Below are 21,771 nucleotides of genomic sequence, written 5' to 3' on the forward strand. Positions count from 1 at the left end.
ATAAACACCTTGAGAAAGTTCAGATGTGTTTATTTGTGTTTGATTTGAATTTACTTCATCAATCATTTTGATTGTTTTTCCTAAAACATCATGAATTAGAATTGATTTAATACTTTCTGTATTATTTTGTAAATAAATTTGAACATAATCAGATGCTGGATTTGGAACCATCATAAAACTTCCTGAATCAAAAGCTAAATTACCCAAAGCGGCAACAAATTCAGTGTTGAAAGTATTGGTAACAATAGCAGGATTGGTATCAAAGAAGATATTTGCGGTGTTTGGAACAATATCTCCAACAGCGAATCCAGGTTTTAGTTTTATTTTGAAAGTAATATATCCTTTGCCAATATCAGTATTTTCAACTGATGGAGGAAGTTGAATATTATTGAAATTCCATGATAAATTGTTTTCTACTCTGTCTAAAATATAGGGATGACTCGCACTTAGCATTGTTAAAGATGTCTCATCTAATTTTGAATCTAATAAGTCATTCACTCTAACATCTAATGCAGTTGCATTTCCAGTGTTTTCAAATCTAATAGTATAAGTTAGATAATCATTTGGTGAAAATGAAGAAAATAAAATTTGTTCTCCATGAGCTTCCATTTTATCATTAGGATCATAAGCCGCTATGACTTCTTGAGTAAGAGTACTATTATTATTTGCAAGACTAATTTCTGTTACTGTTGATGAAATTGATGCCGTATTAACTAATAATTGTCCAATTGAAACCGTAGGTAATGATGGCACATTCATAACAACAGTTATTTCTCTTGTTTCAAAAGGTAATAAATTTGTAAAATTATAAGTAAATCCATTCGGAATCGTTGTTGTTCCAGTTTGAGATATAGTTGCAATAGTTACTGCATTATCATGATTAAAGTTTAAATTTCCTGAAGCAATTGTTTGGTTTCCTAAATTTGTGTATACAATTTTATTTTGATATAGGAATCCTGCTCTTGGTGCATTTGAAGGAATTATAGCAACAGATAAATCATTATAATTATTAGTAATTGTTATTGGGAAATTATATGTTATCATTCCACCACCAACAACAACATTAACATTATTGTATGCAGATGTTGTGATTGAATACATTGATGTGTAAGCAGGATTGATAGAATAACTTAAATCATATGAATTTAAAGGATTAATGTCATATATACTATGTCTTCCAACAGGTGACGTAATGTTATGTACATTTCCGTCATCATTTATTTCATAATGGAATTGGCCTAGAGGAAAATTTTGTTCCCCAACTTCTTGAGTTCCATTTGAATTTGTGTCTAAAAAAGCATTCAATCTAAATCCTGAACAATCAATATCACCTGTAGAAGTGCTGTTCATTGTAATATTAATGAAACCTGGTTGATTACTAAAATTAGTAGTCATCAATAAATAGTATTGACCAGGAAGCGCATTAGGAATAATAGGATATTCTATTGCTGCTCCAGAAAAACTGCAACTAACAATATTAGATGTTGTTAAGCCAGATGAGCATGGTGCTGTTGGACTTGTGAATGGACCATAAATTACATAATCAACATCAAGTTGTCCACCAACAAATGTAATATTTGAACTTTGTTGGATAGTAAGATTTACTGTACCAGCACTACTAATTGGTAAATAAAACCAAGTTGGATTTGGTGTTGAAGCAAGACATCCATAATTATTTCCAATTTCAGCAGAAATACTTTGATGTGTATTAGCAAATGGAGTTCCTAAAGAACTACATAATGAATTTGCATTTATACATTCATAAGCTAAATTACAATCTGAATAAGCATTTAATTGAAATCTATATAGCATATCACAACTTGAAGCAATTGTTTCTCTAGCAAAAATTGTTACAGCCGGAGAAGTGGTTAGTAGTGAATAGTTAGTTGGATTTGTTATTGCATTTGTTTGATTTGTAGCATCGACTAAAGACGTATAAAAACTAACAGGATTTGTAGTTGTTAAAGATGTTGTCAAATTAAATATTACGGAACCGTCACCGTTGTCATCACATCCAACAAGATTTTCTATAACAATTGGGTTAGCGGTTGAAAATGTCGTAGATGACCATGAACTACTTGTAGTTGATGAACAAAATGTTCTAACATATGCTTTGTAAGATGTAAAACAAGAAAGATCAGTTGCAATATATGAGTTAGTTGTAATAATCGTTCCAGTTGAAGTTGCTGTTGGAATAGGTGCAGTTGCTGGAAGAATCAATACTTCCCATTGTGTAGAAACTCCGCTAGACCAAGTAATATTTACACTTGTTGGATTTACGATAGAAGTCAAATAACCTGAAGGTGCTGAACAAGTTGGAGTGAAAAAACTTGAACTTGCTGCCCAATTACTTGTACTTGTTCCTGAGCAGAACGATCTAACATAAACTTTATAGGATGTTCCTGCTAATAATCCATTGGCAAGATATGGATTAGAAGATGTTAAAACACCAGTTGAAGTTGATGTTGGAGCAGCCATTGAAGAAGGTTGAACAATTACTTCCCATTGTGTAGCGGCATTATTTTCAGTCCATGCAATTGTAGCAGAATTAATTGAATTTGGTGTAATTACAATATTTGTTGGTTTTAGACAAATTGATACTGTACCACAAACTACACTGGCATTCCATCCGGGTTTATTTACAGCTGTATCACTTCTAAATCTAAAGGTAAGACAACCATCAGGACTTGATGAAGTTATAACTTCAGGTATTGATGTTCCCCAAAAAGCTCCAGGTAAACCACCAGGAACACTTCCTGCAGGATTTGTACTAGATATTTGTGGTGAAGTAATTGAATTTCCATTGTAAACATATAATCCATCCCAGTTTGCTTCTGTATCAAAGGAATTAAAAATTACATTAACCATTTCGCCTGCAACAGTTGGACAAATAACATAAGTATTATCAGAGCCATTTGCGTAATTTGCAGTTAAACCACCATTATCAGTAAAAGTTTCACCACAAACAGGATTTGCAACTGTTAGTGGTAATGTTGTAGCTGATAATACTGATGACCAAGCACTTTTTTCTGTTGCAGAACATACTGCTCGAACAAATAGTTTATAACAAGTATTTGGATTTAATCCATTTATATTAGTTGGATTTGTAGAAGTTAAAGTTCCAGTAGTTGATGCAGTAGGAGTTGTAGCAGTACATGGCAAAACCAAATATTCCCAAGAAGTTGAACTTCCATTTTCTGTCCAACCTAAATCTAAGGAATTTGGAGTGAAATTAGATGAAAATACTGGATTTGGTGTTGGACAAGTTGATAAAGCAGCGAGTGTTGTAATAGTTTTTTGCATTGACCAAAAACTAGTTTCTGTTGCTGAACAAATTGACCTTACAAAAAGATTATAACAAGTTCCCGGATTTAATCCAGTTAAAACATATGGATTTGATGTAACAATTGTACCAGTACTTGTAGGACTTGGAGCTGTTCCACATGGCATAGCAATTACTTCCCATGAAGTTGCAGAACCACTTTCTGACCATGAAAAAGCAACTGAATTAGAAGTTATATCTGTTGTCAATAAGTTAGTTGGTACCAAACAAGATGGTGGTAATCCACAAGTTATATTTGCAACCCAGCCAGCTTGATTCACAGAACTATCAGATGTGAAAACAAATGTCAAACATCCACTAGAATCACTTGAAGTATATGTAGTTGGAATTGTACTTCCTGTTAAATTTGCAATTAATGGTGCACTTGCAGAAGTTCCATTGTAGATTTTTAATCTATCAAAATTATTTTCTAAGGCAAATGATGAAAAAGAAACAGAAACAAATTCTCCAGGATTTGATGGACAAATAGTTGTTGTTACGTTAGAATTATTTGCATAATTTGTAGTTGCACCTGCAGGATCAGTAAATGTTCCTCCACAAACAGGAGTAGTTTGTGCAAGGGTTAAAAATGTTCCGAAAAAGAGTGCAAAAAAACTTAAAAGTAGTTGTTTTTTCATATTTGGTTGATTTATAGAAAACCAAATATAGGTTGATTTTTAATTACTTACAAACAAAAAGCAGTTTTATTTTAATAAAACTGCCTCAGTTGCAATGAAATCAAGGGTTAAAAAATAAAAATGATTTCTATTTGATTATTAATTTCTTAACGGTTTTCAATCCATAATTATTTATTATTTCAATCATATAAATTCCTTTTGAAAATTCAGAAGTATTTACTTTAGTTTGATTAGAATTTACTTCATCAATCATCTTGATTGTTTTTCCTAAAACATCATGAATAATAATTGATTTAATACTTTCTGAATTATTTTGTAAATAAATTTGAACAAAATCAGATGCTGGATTTGGAACCATCATAAAACTTCCTGACTCGAAAGCTAAATTACCCAAAGTGGTAACAAATTCTGTATTGAAAGTATTGGTAACAATAGCAGGATTAGTATCAAAGAAGATGTTTGCTGTATTTGGTATAATATCACCTACAGCAAATCCAGGTTTTAGTTTTGCTTTAAATGTTACATATCCTTTACTCATCTCTTCATCAACTGACATTGGTTGTAGGTAAATATCATTAAAGTTCCAAATTAAATTATTTGCTGTTCGTTGCATATCGTAAACATGACTTGCACTAATCATTTGAACACTTGTTTCATCAATTTTTGAGTTTAAAACATCTTCAATTCTAATATTTATGGCGTCAGCAGTTCCTTCATTTTGAAAACGAATGGTGTAAAATAAATAATCATTTGAACCAAATTGATTGAACTGTATTTTGTCTCCATGCGATTCCATTTTGTCGTTTGGATCATAAGCTCCAATTACAATTTGAGAATTTGAAAAAGTATTATTTGTTGAAATAACATCGCTTGTAGGAACAGTTGTTGTTGCACTATTTGATAAAATATCACCTAAGTTTACTGCCGGAATTGAAGGCACACTCATAGTTACATAAATAATTCTTGCCTCACCTGGAAGTAAATTCAAGAAACTATGAGAAAAGCCTGTTGGAGTTGGAGTTGTTGTTGTTTCGGAAACATTTGTAATAGTAACTTGTGGCGATTTTACAAAGTCTAAAGTTCCTGAAAAAGTTGTTACACCTGTATTTTTCAATTCAATTGCATTGGTATAATTAAATCCAGGTCTTGGTTGTTCAATTGGAATAATTGAAACAGAAATATCTTCAAAAGGAATTGTTTGCGTTATTGGAAAATATAATGTTTGTGTTCCAGAAGGCGAAATCGATATGCCAGAATAAGAAGTTGTTCCTGATGAAAAATAACTTGAAAATTCTGGACTTACTTGATAACTAAAATTATAAACATTAGATAAATTTGCATCATATAAAGAATAAGTTCCTGTTGGCGAATTTATATAGTTAGAAACACCTGCATTTTTTTGATACACAAAATTACCATTAGCAAAATTAACCTCACTAGAATCTTTTATACCATTTGAATTTGAATCAATAAATGAAATCAATTCAATAGGAGAGCATGAACTTGATGAAAAACTACCTGCTTGTAAGAAAACCGCAGAATCAAAAGCAGAATCTGATACATTACTAATTGCTAATTTTATATGATAGGTTTCACCACATAAAACCTCAGAACTTGCTGTAAGTAGTGTTGTAAATCCATCATATTGAATTGATGAATTTAATGTTGGCGTTGTTCCTGTTCCATTATTTATATAATAAGTAGCGTTCGAAGTCGAATTAACGTTGTTAATTGATATTGGTGTCGTTGTAGTAGGAATCAAAGCAATATTTTTTGCATTGTTAGTAAATGGGCCAGAAATTCCCGGACCACTTATAAAAAAACCAAAAACATCATTAAAAGAAGATCCAACATACTCCAAATATTCTTCTGATGCAAAGACGAAATTAAAGCTAACATTGTTTCCAATAGGAACAAAATCAAATTCAATTACAGCTTTTGTATTAATTGTGCCCGAGGATATAGCTGATAAATCGGCATCACTTCCCATAGGAAATAGTGTTGTATTTGTTTTACTGCCTGAATCATTTGGACCAATTGCAACTGTTGCTTTACCAGTTGAAAGTATAATTCCATTATTTAAACCAATATTAGTTGCTGAACCATTTAAAAAATGTCCAACTTGATCTCTAACCATAGCTGCATTTGAAGCTGAACCATTAAATGTAACATTCGAAACAGAAATTCCACTTCCTAAAAGCACATTTTGAACTAGTTGCGCAGGAGTTTGTGTAGTATTGTCAACAACTAATTGAGCGTTAGCTATAGTTACAAGAAGCAATGATAGTGAAAGTAATAATTTTTTCATTTGTAATAAATTAAATTCAAATATAATTTAAAAATCTGTTAATCAGTATTTTTATTCAATGTTTTCTGCAATAATAAATCCTCCAGTCCAAGCATTTTGAAAATTAAAACCGCCAGTTATAGCATCAATATTTAAAATTTCACCAGCGAAATATAAATTTTTATGCAATTTACTTTCCATTGTTTTGAAATTGATTTCTTTTAAATCAATGCCACCAGCAGTTACAAATTCTTCTTTAAAAGTGCTTTTCCCATTAACTTGAAATTCTCCATTCGTTAATTGGTTGGCCAAATTATGAAGCTGATTTTTAGATAAATCTGCCCATTTTGTGTCTTCTGAAATTTCTGACGCTAAAACCAAACTTTCCCAAAGGCGATTTGGAAAATCAAAAGGTGATTTTTTTGAAACTCCTTTTTTAGAATGTTCTAATTTTAGTTCCTTGAGTTTTTCTAGAGTTTCCTCAAAAGTTAGGTCGTTTAACCAATTTACTTGTAAAACAAATTGATAATTTTTTTCTGCCAATATTCGTGCACCCCAAGCCGAAAGTCTTAAAATTCCTGGCCCAGACATTCCCCAATGAGTTATTAATAATGGTCCAGAAGCTTCCAGTTTAGTATTTTTTACTTTCACATTTGCAAAAGCAGATAAACCCATTAAATCTTTAATTCGCTTATCTTTTATATTAAAAGTGAATAATGATGGAACTGCCGAAATAATAGAATGACCAAGTTCAGTAAGCATTTCCCAAATTTTAGGATTACTTCCAGTAGTCATTACTAATTTTTCACAAGAAAAAGTTTCTACATTAGTTTCAACTTTCCAATAATTTTCACCTTCGAAAAGTGATTGTACACTTTGATTAGTTAGAATATCAATTTTTAATTTTTGCGTAGCTGTCAAAAAACAATCAATGATAGTTTGAGAAGAATCGGAAGTTGGAAACATTCTCCCATCATCTTCAATTTTTAATTTAACTCCATGTTTCTCAAACCATTCTATTGTATCACCAGAGCAAAATTGATGAAAAGGTCCGCGAAGTTCTTTTTCACCACGAGGATAAAATTTCACTAAATCATTTGGAACAAAACAAGCATGAGTCACATTGCATCGTCCGCCACCAGAAATTCTTACTTTAGATAAAACTTCTTTTCCACGTTCTAGAATAGCGACTTTTAACTTCGAATTTTTCTCTACAATATTTATTGCCGTAAAAAAACCTGCTGCACCACCACCAACTATAATTATATCGTATTTTGAGTTCATCTTTTGTAAATCTTCGTTAGAGTTTTAATCTCTGACAAAGATAAACTTTTATAACACTAAACTTTAATGCAATCTTTCAGGATAATTGCAAAAAATTCCGTCAACTCCTAAACGAATCATTTTTTTAATGGCATCAGGTTCGTTGACTGTGTAGGTATAAATTTTGTAACCTTTTTTATGAATTAGGTTAATATTTTCTGATGTTAAAGTCTTATACCAAGGATTAATGCTTTGGGCTTTTAATTTTTCAGCAATGTTTATGGCATCAATTGGATTTTCCTCTGTTAAAATTCCAATGGAAATAGTTGTGTCAAGTTGTCTATAATTCTCTAATTCATTCCAGAGAAAACTTGAAATATTAAAATTATCTTTTGTCCATCCTTTTTCATAAAACGTTTGAAGTATATCAAAAACAGGTTTGGCGGTTTTGCTTCCTTTTAGTTCAATGTTTAAAGGAGTTTTTTTATTTATTGTTGAAATTACTTCTTCTAAAAGTGGAATTTTATGGTTTCCTTTTACAGTTACTTTTTTAAGTTCTTCCCAATTATAGTCTTCTATTTTTCCTTTAGCATTAGTTAAACTATCTAAAATGTCATCGTGAAAAACTACTACTTCGCCTGATTTAATTACAAAGACATCAATTTCAATCATATCAACATTAAGCTCTAAAGCTTTTTTGATGGATGAAATGGTGTTTTCAGTTTCGTGTCCCATTGCTCCACGATGCCCAATATTGAGTGGTTTTTTCATCACGTTGCATTGAATAAATAGAAATGAAATTAAAAATAAATAACAGCTTTTCATTGTAACATCTTAAATTTAAATTATTATTTCAAATCTAATTTGTTGAAAATTATTACTTTAAATTATCATGTTATGATATTGTTATTAATTTTTTTCCAATAAAATAATCCCAAATTCACTATCAATAGCAACTTTTCCATCAATAACTTCTGATGTCGTTCCTGAATAAACATCTTTTACTTTTGTGCCATTTTCAAATATAGTTCCAACAGAAATTTCCTTTTTTCCAATAGGTAAATCCAATCCAACTACAACTTTATCAGAATAATTTCCATTAGAATAGTCACGACTAAATACATAAGGAGAACTCGTAATTTGCCTGTGAATTCCTGCTCCAACCGATGGATGATTTTTTCTAAATTGTCCTAATTTTTGCCAATGATTTAAGACTTTGAACGTCATTTTATTGGTTTTCAAATCGTCCCAATTCATCATTGAACGTAAAGTCGCATCACCATTTGTTCCTTCAATATCTAAAGAACGAGCAGTTTCATCTCCATAATATACTTGAGAAACTCCAGGAGTAAGCAATAATTTGGTTCCAGATTCAAATGTTTTTTCACGTTTTTTATCAAACGGCCAACCATCATCGTGAGACGAAACATAGTTCATAACAGTTTTTCCTTTCAAATCATTCTGAAGAATAGTAGAATACTTAGAAAACAACTCTTCATAGTTCATTTTAGCTTCATTTCTAAAATCAAAATTGATTAAGCCAGTAAATCCATTAGCATAATAATCTACTTTTTTATCACCATAATCGTATAATCTTTTGCTTCCAATGTTGTAGCCATAAACTTCTCCAACAGTAAAAAACGCATTATTATCCAAAACTTTTGAAGGATTTTTAGCTTTAAATTCTGCAAAAGACATTTCGCAAACTTTTCCAAAGTCATACCAAACATCTTCTGTAGTATGCTTCACAGTATCTACACGGTATGCGTCAATTCCGAAATCTAAAATATAATCAGCAAGCCATTTCATAATGTAATATCTTGGTGCTCTTGAATAACCTGTTTTTTTGAAAAAAGCATTCAATTCGGCTACTTCTTCTTCATAACGTCCTTCTTTTTTCCATTTTTCAATCAAAAAAGGAGGTAATTCAACATTTTCTTTACTTTCTGTTTTTACATCAAAAAGTCCAGTAACTAAAGTACAATTGATGTTAGAATCATACGAATTGTATTTGCAATTTGGAGTTGAACGAACCCAATCATCTGGATATTTTTCGTCCAATTCTGTGGCGTGACCAGTGTGATTTATAACGGCATCAAGCATAATTCTTATTCCTCTTGCATGTGCTTTATCAACCAATTCTTTCAAATCGTCACGTGTTCCATAACTTGGATCTAAAGCTGTCCAATCTTTGGTCCAATAACCATGAAAACCATAGGTATTTCCTGTTCCTTCATCAACTGAACCATGAATTTGTTCTACAACAGGCGTCATCCATATGGCGTTGATTCCTAAATCGGTAAAGTAACCTTCGTCTAGTTTTTGAATCACACCACGAATATCGCCACCTTCAAAACCGCGCAATTTTGCTGTTGGTTTATCTCTTTTAATGATAGCATTGTTGTTTGGATTTCCATCTAAAAATCTATCGGTTAATAAGAAATATACATTGGCGCTTTCCCAAACGAAAGGTGTTTTAGTTTTTTGAGTATAAGTTGCCTCTTTAGTTGAGTTGCAACTTGAAAAAGCAAACAATACTGTAAGTAAAAAAAATATTTTTTTCATGGTTAAAATGTAATTGTGATATCGGTTTTGTAGCTTGAGTGATTGTATTTTATTTCTAACGATTTTGTTTTTAAATCATATTTATAATCAACGTTTTTGCCATTAATCAATACTTTTTTTGGTTGATTTTCAAATTTGTATATAAAAATTGTTCCGTTTTTTCCTTTAGAAAGTAGTTCTTGATTTTCTGTTTTACTCTCTAATCGTATAAAAAATTGATTTTTAATTAACTCGGTAGAACAATTTAATATTTCATGATCTTTAGCATCAATAATTGTATCAGGTGTTTTTCCATCATCAAAATAAAATTCTCTTTCACTTGACGGTTTCCCTTCGAAATAATAATGTAAATCCAAATCGGAAGTTGTATAGGAATTTGTGTTTTGAACCAATTTTGTCATTGGATAAAATACATTTCCACGAACAAATGTTGGAATATTATTCTTATTCAATTCAACTTTTTGAGTTGTTCCCGCTTCGTATTTTTTTCCGGTGTAAAAATCATACCAATTTGAATTTTTTGGAAAATAAACTTCTTTTTGAGTTTGACCTTTTTCTATAATTGGATATACTAAAAAATCATTTCCCCAAAGATAACCATCAGCTTTTGAAAGCAATTCTTTATTGTTTGGCTCATTAAAAAACAAAGGTTGCATTAATGGTTTGCCCAAAGTTGAATTTTCATAAGCTAAATTGTAATTATAAGGCAACATTTGGTAACGTAGTTCGACTGCTTTTTTTGCAATTTCTTTTGTGTCAACGTCTTTATAAGCTACTTCTGATGCCACATCTTCTTGAGCGTGCGGACGAAAAATTGGGTTGAAAACACCATATTGCAACCAACGCAAATACAATTCGTTGTCAAAATAATCTCCGGCAAAACCGCCTAAATCACTGTGCATATAAGCCATACCTTGCATTCCCATTTGAAGCGCAATTTCCATCTGGCTTTGCAATCCGCCCCAACTTCTTGAAACATCACCACTCCATGGAATCATCCCAAAACGTTGACTTCCAGAATAACCAGAACGCATTAAAATAAATGGACGTTGATTTGAAAAATCTTTTTTATAACCATCAGCAATTAATTTTGCCCAATTATGACCATAAACGTTGTGAACTTCATCAGCTGTACCTGCAAAAGTATTGGCATAAGATGGAAAAACTTCAGGTTCGCCCAAATCACCCCAAAGTCCGGCAACACCTTGATTGATTAATCGTTTGTACACATTCCAAAACCACTCTTTTCCTTCGGGTTTGAAGACGTCAACTATTCCTGTGTTTCCAAAATAGAAATCCCAAGTGGCAGGTTTTCCTTCCGAAACTTCGGAATTTAATGTTGCTAAGACTTTTTTATCAACAGTTTCTTGCCATTTTGAAGATGTTGTAAGGATAAATGGTTCTGTTATCAAAACAGTTTTTACACCTTTTGCATTTAAGTCAGCAATCATTTTATCTGGATTTGGGAAATTATCTTTATCCCATTCTAGATTTCCCATTGTGCCTTGAACTGTTTTCCCGAACCAATATAAATCCAAGATTATGGCATCGACCGGAATTTTACTTTCTTCAAATTTGCGAATGGTTTTTTCAACTTCTTCTTGTGTATGATAACCAAAACGCGAAGAGAAATTTCCAAATGCCCAACGTGGTGGCAAAGGTTGTTTACCAGTTAAATCGGTGTAGTTTTTTACTAAATCTTCCCAAGAATTGCCTACAATTACTTGATAGGTTTTTCTCCCTGATATCGTTTCATATTCTAAAGTATTATCTTTTTTTGAATCTAAATCTAAATATCCAGTGGCTTCATTATCAAAATGAACAGCATATAATTTAGAAGATAAAACCAATGGAATACAGAAATTCATTAATTCGGCACGTGTTTCATAACCATATTGCGCTCTGTTGTAAAGAGCTAATTTGTTGCCACGACGATTCATTCCTAAAGCTCTTGCTCCACCACCATAAAGCACTTCGTCTGATGAAATATTGAATTGTAAAACTTCGGTAGAATCGGCAGTAATGTTTCCTTTTACATTTTCAAGTGGAATGTGTTTGCGTTTTAAATAACCTGATTTTTCAGAAATAATTTCTACGTTATTATTTAAGTAAGATATTTTAAATGGTGATTTTTGAATAACGACCTTCAAATTGCTTGATTTGGAACTACATTCAACTGAGTTTTTATTCTCTTTGAAAGCAATGTTTTTCAGTTTATTTTTTAGTATAACAGCGTCTGAAGGTTTTATGTTTTTTTTACCATTTGGTATAAATGAAGTTTCAACAATTTTATCATTTAGAAAATGTATTAAATAATTCCCATCAGAAACTTTAACCGAAAAGCCACTAGAAATATTTTTGATTTCAATAAATTTTCGATCTGCATTTTGAGCAAATGACAAGGTCGTGAATAGTAATAGTATGAATACTTTTTTCATGTTTTTTTATTAATCTCGCAAAGGCACAAAGGCGCAAAGCATATTTTATTATGATTTTTTCTTTTATTAGTTTTTGCCAAACATAAATTCAATAGGAATGTTAATTCGTTTTTGCCAAGAAGCTTCCGAATGGTTTTCTCCTTCAAATTTAAGACTTTTATAATTTTCAGATGTATATCCTTTAGATTGTAGCACTTCATCAACGCGATATTCATATTTTAAATAACTTGCGTCAAGTGTTTCAGTTCCGTAATCGAAATAGATTTTATGATTTTTTGGATTGGGTAAATTTTTCTCCATGTAAGTAAAAAAACTTTCTGGAATTGGATTGTTTTCAAAATCACGAAATCCAACCCAATGTGTTGATAAACAACTCGCTTTTCCAAAAATATTTGGATATTCACAAATAGCATACATCGAAATCAATCCACCCATACTAGAACCCATGATTCCAGTATGTTCAGCATCGGTGTAAACGGAATAATTTTTATCGATATAAGGTTTTAATTCCGTAACAATAAATTGAAGATAATTATCTGAATTTATCTTTTTGTCATCAAATGGAAATTTTGCCTTTTTCACCTCTGTTTGAATACTTTCCTGAATTTCTTTTGATAGTAATTGATAAGGTTTGTTAGGATATAAATCCATATGTCTCAGGTTTGGAATATTCCAAATAGCAACAACAATAATGTCTTCAATTTTATTTTCAGAATTTAATTTTGATACAACATCATCAACCATCCATTCTTGTTTGTTCCAAGTTGAAGTGGCATCAAATAGCATTTGTCCGTCGTGCATATATAAAACACTGTATTTTTTATCTTTAGAATAATTGGACGGCAACCAAACATCAACAGTTCTTGGAACAATAAATTTTGTTGGAAAACTATCTATACGATTGATTATTCCTTCAATTTTTTCCTTGTTGATGATTTGATGGCTTTCAATTTTCCTTTGAGCAAATGAAAATGTGGTAAGTAATAAGATGAAAAGTAGTTTCTTCATTTTAATTCAATTCTAAAATTAAAACTGATTTTCCTTCAAGTTCAATATCGTTTTTTAAATCAAATGATTTTTCAGAAATAACATCTTTTCCAGATTTGTAGTTTTTGATGTTTTCTTGAAATCTCACAGTTTTGATGGTTTGTTTATCAGTTGAATTATTCATTACCACCATTACAGTTTGTTTTTCATCATATCTAAAATAAGCATAAACGTTATTTTCAGGAACATAATGCGTAGTTTTTCCGTTGTGAATTACAGATTTTGTTTTTCTCCAATTGAATATTTTTGAAGTAAAATCAAAGAATTTTTGTTGCTCTTCTGTTCTTCCTGATTTAGTGAAAGCGTTGTTTGTATCGCCATTCCATCCGCCAGGAAAATCTCTACGAATGTCACCATCGCCAACATTTTTGCTTCCTGCCATTCCAATTTCTGAACCATAATATACTTGAGGAATTCCACGAACGGTTGCAATTAACGAAACCGCCATTTGGTATTTTTTAAAGTCATTTTTATAGAATTCATTGATTCGGTTGGTATCGTGATTTTCAAAGAAAACTAACAAATTATTGATGTTTGGATACAGGAAATCGTTATTGAAATTCTCATAAACTTTTACCATACCGTTTCTCCATTCTTGTTTATCTTCGTTAAAAACACCATTGCCAATAGCATCTTGCAAAGTAAAATCCATAACACTTGGTAGGTTTGAGTTATAACTTTGGATAGCACCAATTTTACTGTCTTTTTGCCAATACGCCATTTGTGCTTGATCGTACATCCAAACTTCACCTACAATGTTGAAGTTAGGATATTCATCGGTTATTGATTTAGTCCATTTGGAAATAGCTGTTTTATCATTGTAAGAATAAGTATCCACTCTAAATCCATCTAAATCAGCATATTCAATCCACCATATAGCATTTTGAGTTAAATAATTTAAAACTAAAGGATTGGATTGATTTAAATCGGGCATTGATTTTACAAACCATCCGTCCATACACAAATCGAAATCTTTTTTGGAAGCATTAGTATCAAATTGTGTACTCATTCTATAATTGGTTTGTGCATAGCCTGGAAATTGATGAATCCAATCGTAAGTTGGCAAATCGTTCATCATCCAATGCTTGTAACCCCAATGATTGGTAACATAATCCATGATGTTTTTCATACCGCGTTTGTGCAATTCGGAACTTAAACGAAGGTAATCTTCATTGGTTCCAAAGCGAGCATCTATTTTATAAACGTCCGATTGTCCATAAGTGTGATATGAACCTCTATCGTCATTGTCTTCACAAAGAGGTGTTGGCCAAACTGCAGTTGCACCTAATTCTTTTATATAATCTAAATTTTTAATAATTCCTTCAATATCTCCACCGTGTCTTCCATTAATATTTGCTCTGTTTGCTTTTTCAGTAAGAATTTTATCTGAATCGTTGTTTGGATTGCCATTTGCAAATCGGTCGGACATAATTAGGTAAATCATATCTGAACTGTCGAAGCTTTTTCTGAACTTAGAATTTTCTTTTCGAGATTTTAGGGAATAATTTTGTGTAAACGACTTGTTTTTGTTTTTGAAAGTGAAAACTAAATCTTGAGCCGTTGTATTTTTTGTGTCGATGGTTACGAAAACGTAGTTAGGATTTTCGGTTTTTTGAATTCCTTTAATTACAATTCTATTGGAAACAGAAACTTCATTTTGAGCAATATTTTTTCCATAGAACATAATTTGAACATCAGAAAGATTCATGTCACTCCACCAAAAAGGAGGTTCAACTCGATCAACTTGAGCGAAAGTTGAAGTTGATAACATTAGAAGAGTAATTAATTTTGTTAATCTCGCAAAGGCGCAAAGGCGCAAAGTTTGTTTAGTATAGTCCATTTGCTACTCGTTTAATTCCGTTTTTTATTAATGCTTCATTAAAATTTATTAGTAAACCTAACCTTAAATCAGTTACTCTTACATAAGTTAATAATTGTTTCAAATGAACATTTGAAATACTTTCTACAGATTTTATTTCAATTATAACTTTATCTTCAACTATTAAATCCGAGCGAAAACCAATATCAAGATGTATATCATCCCAAATAACTGGAATTGGTTTTTGTCTTTCAACTTTTAAACCTCTTTTTGTTAATTCATGATACAGAATAGCTTCATAAACGCTTTCTAATAGACCAGGTCCAAGTCTTGTGTGAATTTTGTAACTCACATCGACTATTGTTTTTGAAAGTTCGTTTTCTGTCATTATCTTCAATTTTTTTTCGCAAAGTCGTAGAGGCACAAACTTTTATTTTCTTGTTATTTATTTTATTAAAAAAGTCGCAAAGTACATTCTTTGCGACTTTGTGTCTTTGCGAGAAACTAAACAGTCACCAAACTATTCGGCTCTACTAAAACTTCTTTTCCGTTGACTAAAACGGAAATTTCTTTATTTCCTTCTAATGAAAATTTAGTTTCATTTTGTAGTACTTCAACTTTTAGAATTTGATTTCTGAAGTTGATTTTGAACGAGTAGCCTTGCCATTGTGATGGAATTTTTGGTTCAAAATGTAATGTATCATTTTTGACTCTCATTCCACCAAAACCTTCTACAATACTCATCCAAGTTCCAGCCATTGATGTAATGTGACAACCTTCTTCAACTTCTTTATTGTAATCGTCTAAGTCTAAACGAGATGTTCTTAAATAGAAAGTGTATGCTTGTTCCATTCTGTCTAAAACCGCCGCTTGAATAGAGTGAACACATGGCGAAAGTGAACTTTCATGAACGGTAAATGGTTCGTAAAAATCGAAATGTTTTTCTAATTGCTCTTTGGTAAAATGATCTTCAAAGAAATAGAAACCTTGTAAAGTATCCGCTTGTTTGATGTATGGCGAACGCAAGATTCTATCCCAAGACCATTTTTGGTTAATTGGACGTTGGCTTTTATCTAAATCATGTACTTTTACCAATTCTTTATCTAAGAAACCATCTTGTTGTAAATAAACATCGTGTTCTTTTGAATATGGAAAATACATATTATCAGCAACGGCTTTCCAATGAGAAATTTCGGCAGCATCCAAATTCACTTTACTCATTATTCGAGCATAATCTGAAGCATATTCTTTTTCTACTTTATTGATTTGTTCAACAGCATAATCGATACACCATTTTGCCAAATAATTAGTGTAGAAATTATTATTTACGTTATTTTCATATTCATTTGGACCAGTAACTCCAAGAATTACATATTGATTTCTGTAAGTAGAGTAGGTTGCTCTTTGGTGCCAAAAACGTGCAATTCCGATAAGAACTTCCAATCCTTTTTCAGGAATATAAGAATAATCTCCTGTAAATCTGTAATAATTAAATATGGCAAAGGCAATCGCACCATTTCTGTGAATTTCTTCAAATGTGATTTCCCATTCGTTATGGCATTCTTCACCATTCATGGTAACCATCGGATACAAAGCAGCTCCATTTTTGAAACCTAATTTACCTGCATTTTCAATTGCTTTATCCAATTGATTGTATCGGTATGTCAATAAATTTCTTGCTACTTGTTGGTCTTTTGTAGCCATATAAAAAGGAATGCAATACGCTTCGGTATCCCAATAAGTTGAACCACCGTATTTTTCTCCTGTAAATCCTTTTGGACCAATATTTAAACGAGAATCTTTTCCTAAATAGGTTTGGTTTAATTGGAAAATATTGAAACGAATTCCTTGTTGCGCTTTTACATCACCATCAATAGTAATGTCGCTCATTTCCCAAATTTTTGCCCAAGCTTGAATCTGACTTTCAGCTAAATTAGAATAACCAATTTTCAAACCTTCAGCAATAACATTTTGAGCAGCAACTTGTGTGTTTTCGTGATTTAATGAAACGGTATATCCACCTAACTTTTGTATAGTAGCAATTTGTTCTTTTGCAACTGCAACTTCATAAGTAAATTGAATTTTGTCAGCTGTTTTTTCAACATTTGATGGATTTAAATTCAGATTTGTTCCGTTTAGCAAAACTGCATTTTGCATAAAAGTTGTTGCAGTGAAATGCGTTTTGAAAGTTCTAGCAGTAACAAATGCTTCATTATTTGAGTATTGAACGTTCAATGGTTCCCAGAATTTTTCTTCCCAGTTGGCATCTTCGTTGTGAACACCAGCATCAATATAAGGTTTGTAAACAATTTTGGCATCACCATTTAAAGGAGTGATATCAAAATTAATCACACCTAATTCATCAATATCTAGGGAAAGAAAACGCGTTACTTTAACTGAAATTTCTAATCCGTTTTGTAATGTAGCTGTGAAAGAACGATAGTAAATACCTTCTTTCATATTCAATTCACGTTTGAAATTGGCAACAGTTTTGCATTTTGCCAAATCAAAAACTTCATTGTTTATTTCAATGTCAATTCCAATCCAATTTGGAGCATTTAAAACTTTTGCAAAATATTCTGGGTAGCCATTTTTCCACCAACCCACTTTTGTTTTGTCAGGATAATAAATCCCTGCAATATAGCTTCCTTGAAATGTTTTGCCTGAATAGTATTCTTCAAAATTGGCACGTTGTCCCATAGCACCGTTTCCAATACTGAATAAACTTTCAGACGATTTTACTCTTTCTGCATCAAATCCTTCTTCAATGATGGACCAATTGTCTGCTTTGATATAATCTTGGTTCATTTTTTATTTTTTTTAAAAAAGTTTCAAGTTTCAAGTTTCAGGTAAAGTCAAACTTTAAACCTGAAACTTGAAACTAAAATTAATTTATCAATGATTCAATAAAAGAAACATCAATAAATGTAAAATCTTTAAATATATATTTTGCTTCGTGTAATGTTGTTGCTTCTCCAATTCCGATGCTGGTCATATTTGCAATATTTGCGGCTTGAATTCCGGCTACTGAATCTTCAAAAACAATTGAATTCTCGTTTGTTGCACCTAATTTTTTTGCTGCTTGAAGAAATACTTCTGGATCAGGTTTTGCATTGGTAACGTCATTTCCATCAACGATTGCATCAAATAAATTTAGAATTCCTGTTTTTTCTAAAATTGGTCGTGCGTTTTTACTTGCAGAACCTAATGCAACTAGCTGATTTTTATCTTTTAAATAGTGTAATACAGGAAGTACACCAGGTAAAATTTCACTTTCATCAATATCTACCAAATACGATAGATAATCTTCATTTTTTTGAATTAGCCATTTGTTTTTATCCTCTTGAGAAGCTTGAATTTCTCCAAGTTCTAAAATAATATCAAGAGATCGAACGCGGCTTACTCCTTTTAATTCTTCGTTGTGTTCGGGTGTAAATTCGATACCGAGTTCTTGAGCAAGTTTTTGCCACGCCAAAAAATGATATTTTGCTGTGTCAACGATTACTCCGTCAAGGTCGAATATGAATGCTTTTTTGTTATTCATTTAAATTAATTTTCGATTCGTCATTAATGGTTAAAGCTATTATTCCGGCAAGAATCATAGAAGCACCACCTATTAATAAAGCGTAAATCGGTTCGCTGTTGAAAAATTTTGAAACTAAAAATCCTAAAATTGATGCGGCAACTAATTGAGGAATTACAATAAAAAAGTTAAAAACTCCCATGTAATACCCCATTTTGCTAGATGGCAATGAACCAGAAAGCATTGCATAAGGTATTGATAAAATACTTGCCCAAGCAATACCAACTCCAATCATAGGAAGCCATTCCATTGTAAAAACGGTTGGTTCGGAAATAAAATATACAGAGATCAAACCTAATCCTCCACAAACTAATGCTACAAAGTGTGTAAATTTTCTGCTTGTATATTTAGCTAATAATGGTAAAAGAAAAGCTGCTAAAGCTGCAATTAAGTTATAATTTGCAAACATTTCCCCAACTTGATTTGCTCCAGTATTGTATGCTTCAGAAGTTGTGTCTGTTGTTTTGTAAATGTGCTGTGTAACGGCAAGAGTAGTGTAAATCCACATTGAAAATAGTGCAAACCATGAAAAGAATTGTACCCATGCTAATTGTTTCATGATTTTTGGCATAAACTGAAAGTCATTCATTATTGTAACGAACCCATTCTCTGTTTTATTAGCTTTTTGCATTAATCCAGAAATTAGCATCGCAATTCCGCCAAGTCCAATTAATCCAATTGATAATACATACAAATCTTTTTTCAAGTCATAATTAAAAATGGCAAATGAAAATAATACACTTATAGCTAAAAGCAATAATCCTTTACTTAAATGTGATTTTCCATTTAACACAAACCATTCTCTTGAATGTGTTTCTTTTTGATATGATTCTTTATTACTGTTTTCAAAAGCTTCTAACTCTTCAGGTGAATATTCTTTAGAAGTTAATACTGTCCATAAAACAGTTATTAAAAATGCAATTCCACCAAAATAGAAGGAATATTTAACAGAATCAGGAATAATTCCTAAAGGTGCTGTGTTACTTACCCCAAAATGAGTAAAAATTAATGGAAGTTTAGAAGCGAAATAGGCGCCAATTCCAATAAAGAAACTTTGCATTGCAAAACCTGTAGTTCTTTGTGAATCGGGTAAATTATCACCTACAAATGCACGAAAAGGTTCCATAGAAACGTTGATGGAAGCATCCATAATCCATAACATTCCGGCTGCAAACCATAAAACAGGAGAATTTGGCATTATAAATAAAGCGGCAGAAGCTAAAATTGCACCAGCAAGAAAATAAGGTTTTCTTCTTCCTAGTTTTGTCCATGTTCTGTCAGAAAAATATCCGATAATTGGCTGAATGATTAATCCAGTCATTGGAGCGGCGACCCACAAAATAGGAATGTCATCTATGTTAGCACCTAGAGTTTGAAATATTCTGCTAACATTTGAATTTTGTAGGGCAAAACCCATTTGTATCCCTAGAAATCCGAAACTCATGTTCCAAATTTGCCAGAAACTTAACTTACGCTTTTCCATTATCGTAATTTATTGGTTAGAAATACGATAAGCGTGATGCTTATCAAAACTTATTTTTTGTTTTCGAAGTAAAAAGTATAAGCTTTGATTTGGTAAAGATATTAAAAGATTTCAGATTTCAGATTTCAGATTTCAGAATTTTCATGAAATGACTTACGAAAACGTTTTTTTGTTGATAAAAAAATTATGCTATTTTGTGGATTCTCTTTCAACTAGTTCGGTTTCAATTACTTCTGTTTTATATTGTTCTTCGTAGTCTTCTTCTTCGATTTCAAGTTTTTCAAGAAGCATTTTTGCTGCTTTTTCACCCATTTTCACTCCATTTTGACTTACAGTTGTAATCGAAGGAGAAGAGTATTTAGATATAATTCCATCGGTAAAACCAATTACAGATATATCATTTGGAACAGATTTTCCTAGTCGTGTTGCAACTTTGATAGCTGTAACTGCAAAAATTTCGTTTACTGCAAAAATTGCATCTAAGTTGTGGTTAGTGATTAAATTCTCAATTTGAGCTTCAAAGTTGTCTGTGTCTTCAATTTTGACAATCAAATTTTCATCTACTTTAATATCATTAGTTTTTAAAGCTTTGAGATAGCCTTCAGTTCTTAATTTCCCTACACTAACATAATCTACAGTTGTTAATAGTGCAATTTTTTTAAATCCTTTATCAATTAAAAATTGCGTTGCGTTGAAAGCAGCTAAATTATCGTCAATAATTACCTTGTCACACAAAATATCATTAGTAATTCTGTCAAACATTACTACTGGCATACCTTGATTGATAACTTCCGTAATATGGTGAAAATCTCTCTTTTGTTGAGTTTCTTTAGATAATGACATTATAAATCCATCAATACTGCCATTAGCTAGCATTTCCATGTTAATTACTTCTTTGTCAAATGATTCGTCAGAAAGGCAAACGATTACATTATAGCCATTTTCATTGGCGACATGTTCTACGCCACTAATTACAGTTGCAAAAAAATGATGTATAATTTCAGGAATTATTATGCAAATAGTTTTAGATTTTCTGTTTTTTAAGCTTAGAGCAATATTGTTTGGTTTGTAGTTGTATAATTTAGCAAAAGCTTGAACTTTTTGTCTTGTATCTTCACTTATTTCTGGACTATCTCTCAAGGATTTGGATACCGTTGAAATGGAAACATCCAATTCCTTAGCTATTTGTTTTAAAGTGACTTTTCTTCTCATTTTTAATATTGTGAAATTATTTTTAGAAATAGTTTTTTTTGTAATGTTAAGTAATTGAAAAATGTTTAACTAAAACATTTAAAATTAAATTCTGAATAAAGGTATGTTTAATTT

13 protein-coding genes are annotated in these 21,771 nt (G+C 31.4%); all 13 read right to left on the reverse strand.

Annotated features, from left to right (window positions below; genetic code table 11):
- Window positions 1–3,960: fibronectin type III domain-containing protein (locus tag Q0049_RS01805; RefSeq protein ID WP_298115877.1), on the reverse strand; the 3,960-nt coding region annotated here is incomplete at its 3' end.
- A 127-nt stretch (window positions 3,961–4,087) separates the two neighbouring features.
- The gene (locus Q0049_RS01810; protein WP_298115879.1) at window positions 4,088–6,268 is read right to left on the reverse strand and encodes a choice-of-anchor L domain-containing protein; all 2,181 of its coding nucleotides are present in this window, start codon (window positions 6,266–6,268) and stop codon (window positions 4,088–4,090) included.
- A 51-nt stretch (window positions 6,269–6,319) separates the two neighbouring features.
- Window positions 6,320–7,531, reverse strand: coding sequence for an NAD(P)/FAD-dependent oxidoreductase (locus Q0049_RS01815; RefSeq protein ID WP_298115882.1), 1,212 nt, complete (start codon window positions 7,529–7,531; stop codon window positions 6,320–6,322).
- 63 nt (window positions 7,532–7,594) lie between these two features.
- Window positions 7,595–8,281, reverse strand: coding sequence for a glycerophosphodiester phosphodiesterase family protein (locus Q0049_RS01820; RefSeq protein WP_298115885.1), 687 nt, complete (start codon window positions 8,279–8,281; stop codon window positions 7,595–7,597).
- 138 nt (window positions 8,282–8,419) lie between these two features.
- A complete protein-coding gene (locus tag Q0049_RS01825) occupies window positions 8,420–10,075 on the reverse strand; it encodes an alpha-amylase family glycosyl hydrolase (protein ID WP_298115887.1) in 1,656 nt (551 codons plus the stop codon).
- 2 nt (window positions 10,076–10,077) lie between these two features.
- Window positions 10,078–12,513: a TIM-barrel domain-containing protein gene (locus Q0049_RS01830; RefSeq protein WP_298115890.1), complete on the reverse strand. Its 2,436-nt coding sequence runs from the start codon at window positions 12,511–12,513 to the stop codon at window positions 10,078–10,080.
- Window positions 12,514–12,579: 66 nt separating this feature from the next.
- Complete coding sequence (locus tag Q0049_RS01835) at window positions 12,580–13,521, reverse strand: alpha/beta hydrolase-fold protein (RefSeq protein WP_298115893.1); 942 nt, start codon at window positions 13,519–13,521, stop codon at window positions 12,580–12,582.
- Between the two features lies 1 nt (window position 13,522).
- Window positions 13,523–15,400, reverse strand: coding sequence for a glycoside hydrolase family 13 protein (locus Q0049_RS01840; protein ID WP_298115895.1), 1,878 nt, complete (start codon window positions 15,398–15,400; stop codon window positions 13,523–13,525).
- Complete coding sequence (locus Q0049_RS01845) at window positions 15,387–15,767, reverse strand: GxxExxY protein (RefSeq protein ID WP_298115897.1); 381 nt, start codon at window positions 15,765–15,767, stop codon at window positions 15,387–15,389. The genes Q0049_RS01840 and Q0049_RS01845 overlap by 14 nt, the downstream gene beginning before the upstream one ends.
- Before the next feature lie 116 nt (window positions 15,768–15,883).
- Window positions 15,884–18,187 carry a glycoside hydrolase family 65 protein gene (locus Q0049_RS01850; RefSeq protein WP_298115899.1) on the reverse strand — a complete coding sequence of 768 codons (2,304 nt, stop codon included), beginning with the start codon at window positions 18,185–18,187 and terminating at the stop codon, window positions 15,884–15,886.
- A 79-nt stretch (window positions 18,188–18,266) separates the two neighbouring features.
- On the reverse strand, window positions 18,267–18,923 hold the full coding sequence (gene pgmB / locus Q0049_RS01855; RefSeq protein WP_298115902.1) for a beta-phosphoglucomutase: 657 nt from the start codon (window positions 18,921–18,923) through the stop codon (window positions 18,267–18,269).
- Window positions 18,916–20,445, reverse strand: a complete 1,530-nt coding sequence (locus Q0049_RS01860; RefSeq protein ID WP_298115904.1) for an MFS transporter — start codon at window positions 20,443–20,445, stop codon at window positions 18,916–18,918. Before Q0049_RS01860 ends, pgmB begins: the two co-directional genes overlap by 8 nt.
- A 189-nt stretch (window positions 20,446–20,634) precedes the next feature.
- Complete coding sequence (locus Q0049_RS01865) at window positions 20,635–21,657, reverse strand: LacI family DNA-binding transcriptional regulator (protein WP_298115907.1); 1,023 nt, start codon at window positions 21,655–21,657, stop codon at window positions 20,635–20,637.
- Window positions 21,658–21,771: the final 114 nt, after the last annotated feature.

The sequence above is a fragment of the Flavobacterium sp. genome (assembly GCF_027484205.1).
Taxonomy (GTDB): Bacteria; Bacteroidota; Bacteroidia; order Flavobacteriales; family Flavobacteriaceae; genus Flavobacterium.

What these genes read in the sequence shown, in the direction of transcription:
- Q0049_RS01810 (WP_298115879.1), bottom strand. Translation starts at nt 6,268, where the DNA reads ATGAAAAAATTATTACTTTCACTATCATTGCTTCTTGTAACTATAGCT.
- Q0049_RS01815 (WP_298115882.1), bottom strand. Translation starts at nt 7,531, where the DNA reads ATGAACTCAAAATACGATATAATTATAGTTGGTGGTGGTGCAGCAGGT.
- Q0049_RS01820 (WP_298115885.1), bottom strand. Translation starts at nt 8,281, where the DNA reads ATGAAAAAACCACTCAATATTGGGCATCGTGGAGCAATGGGACACGAA.
- Q0049_RS01825 (WP_298115887.1), bottom strand. Translation starts at nt 10,075, where the DNA reads ATGAAAAAAATATTTTTTTTACTTACAGTATTGTTTGCTTTTTCAAGT.
- Q0049_RS01830 (WP_298115890.1), bottom strand. Translation starts at nt 12,513, where the DNA reads ATGAAAAAAGTATTCATACTATTACTATTCACGACCTTGTCATTTGCT.
- Q0049_RS01835 (WP_298115893.1), bottom strand. Translation starts at nt 13,521, where the DNA reads ATGAAGAAACTACTTTTCATCTTATTACTTACCACATTTTCATTTGCT.
- Q0049_RS01840 (WP_298115895.1), bottom strand. Translation starts at nt 15,400, where the DNA reads ATGGACTATACTAAACAAACTTTGCGCCTTTGCGCCTTTGCGAGATTA.
- Q0049_RS01845 (WP_298115897.1), bottom strand. Translation starts at nt 15,767, where the DNA reads ATGACAGAAAACGAACTTTCAAAAACAATAGTCGATGTGAGTTACAAA.
- Q0049_RS01850 (WP_298115899.1), bottom strand. Translation starts at nt 18,187, where the DNA reads ATGAACCAAGATTATATCAAAGCAGACAATTGGTCCATCATTGAAGAA.
- pgmB (WP_298115902.1), bottom strand. Translation starts at nt 18,923, where the DNA reads ATGAATAACAAAAAAGCATTCATATTCGACCTTGACGGAGTAATCGTT.
- Q0049_RS01860 (WP_298115904.1), bottom strand. Translation starts at nt 20,445, where the DNA reads ATGGAAAAGCGTAAGTTAAGTTTCTGGCAAATTTGGAACATGAGTTTC.
- Q0049_RS01865 (WP_298115907.1), bottom strand. Translation starts at nt 21,657, where the DNA reads ATGAGAAGAAAAGTCACTTTAAAACAAATAGCTAAGGAATTGGATGTT.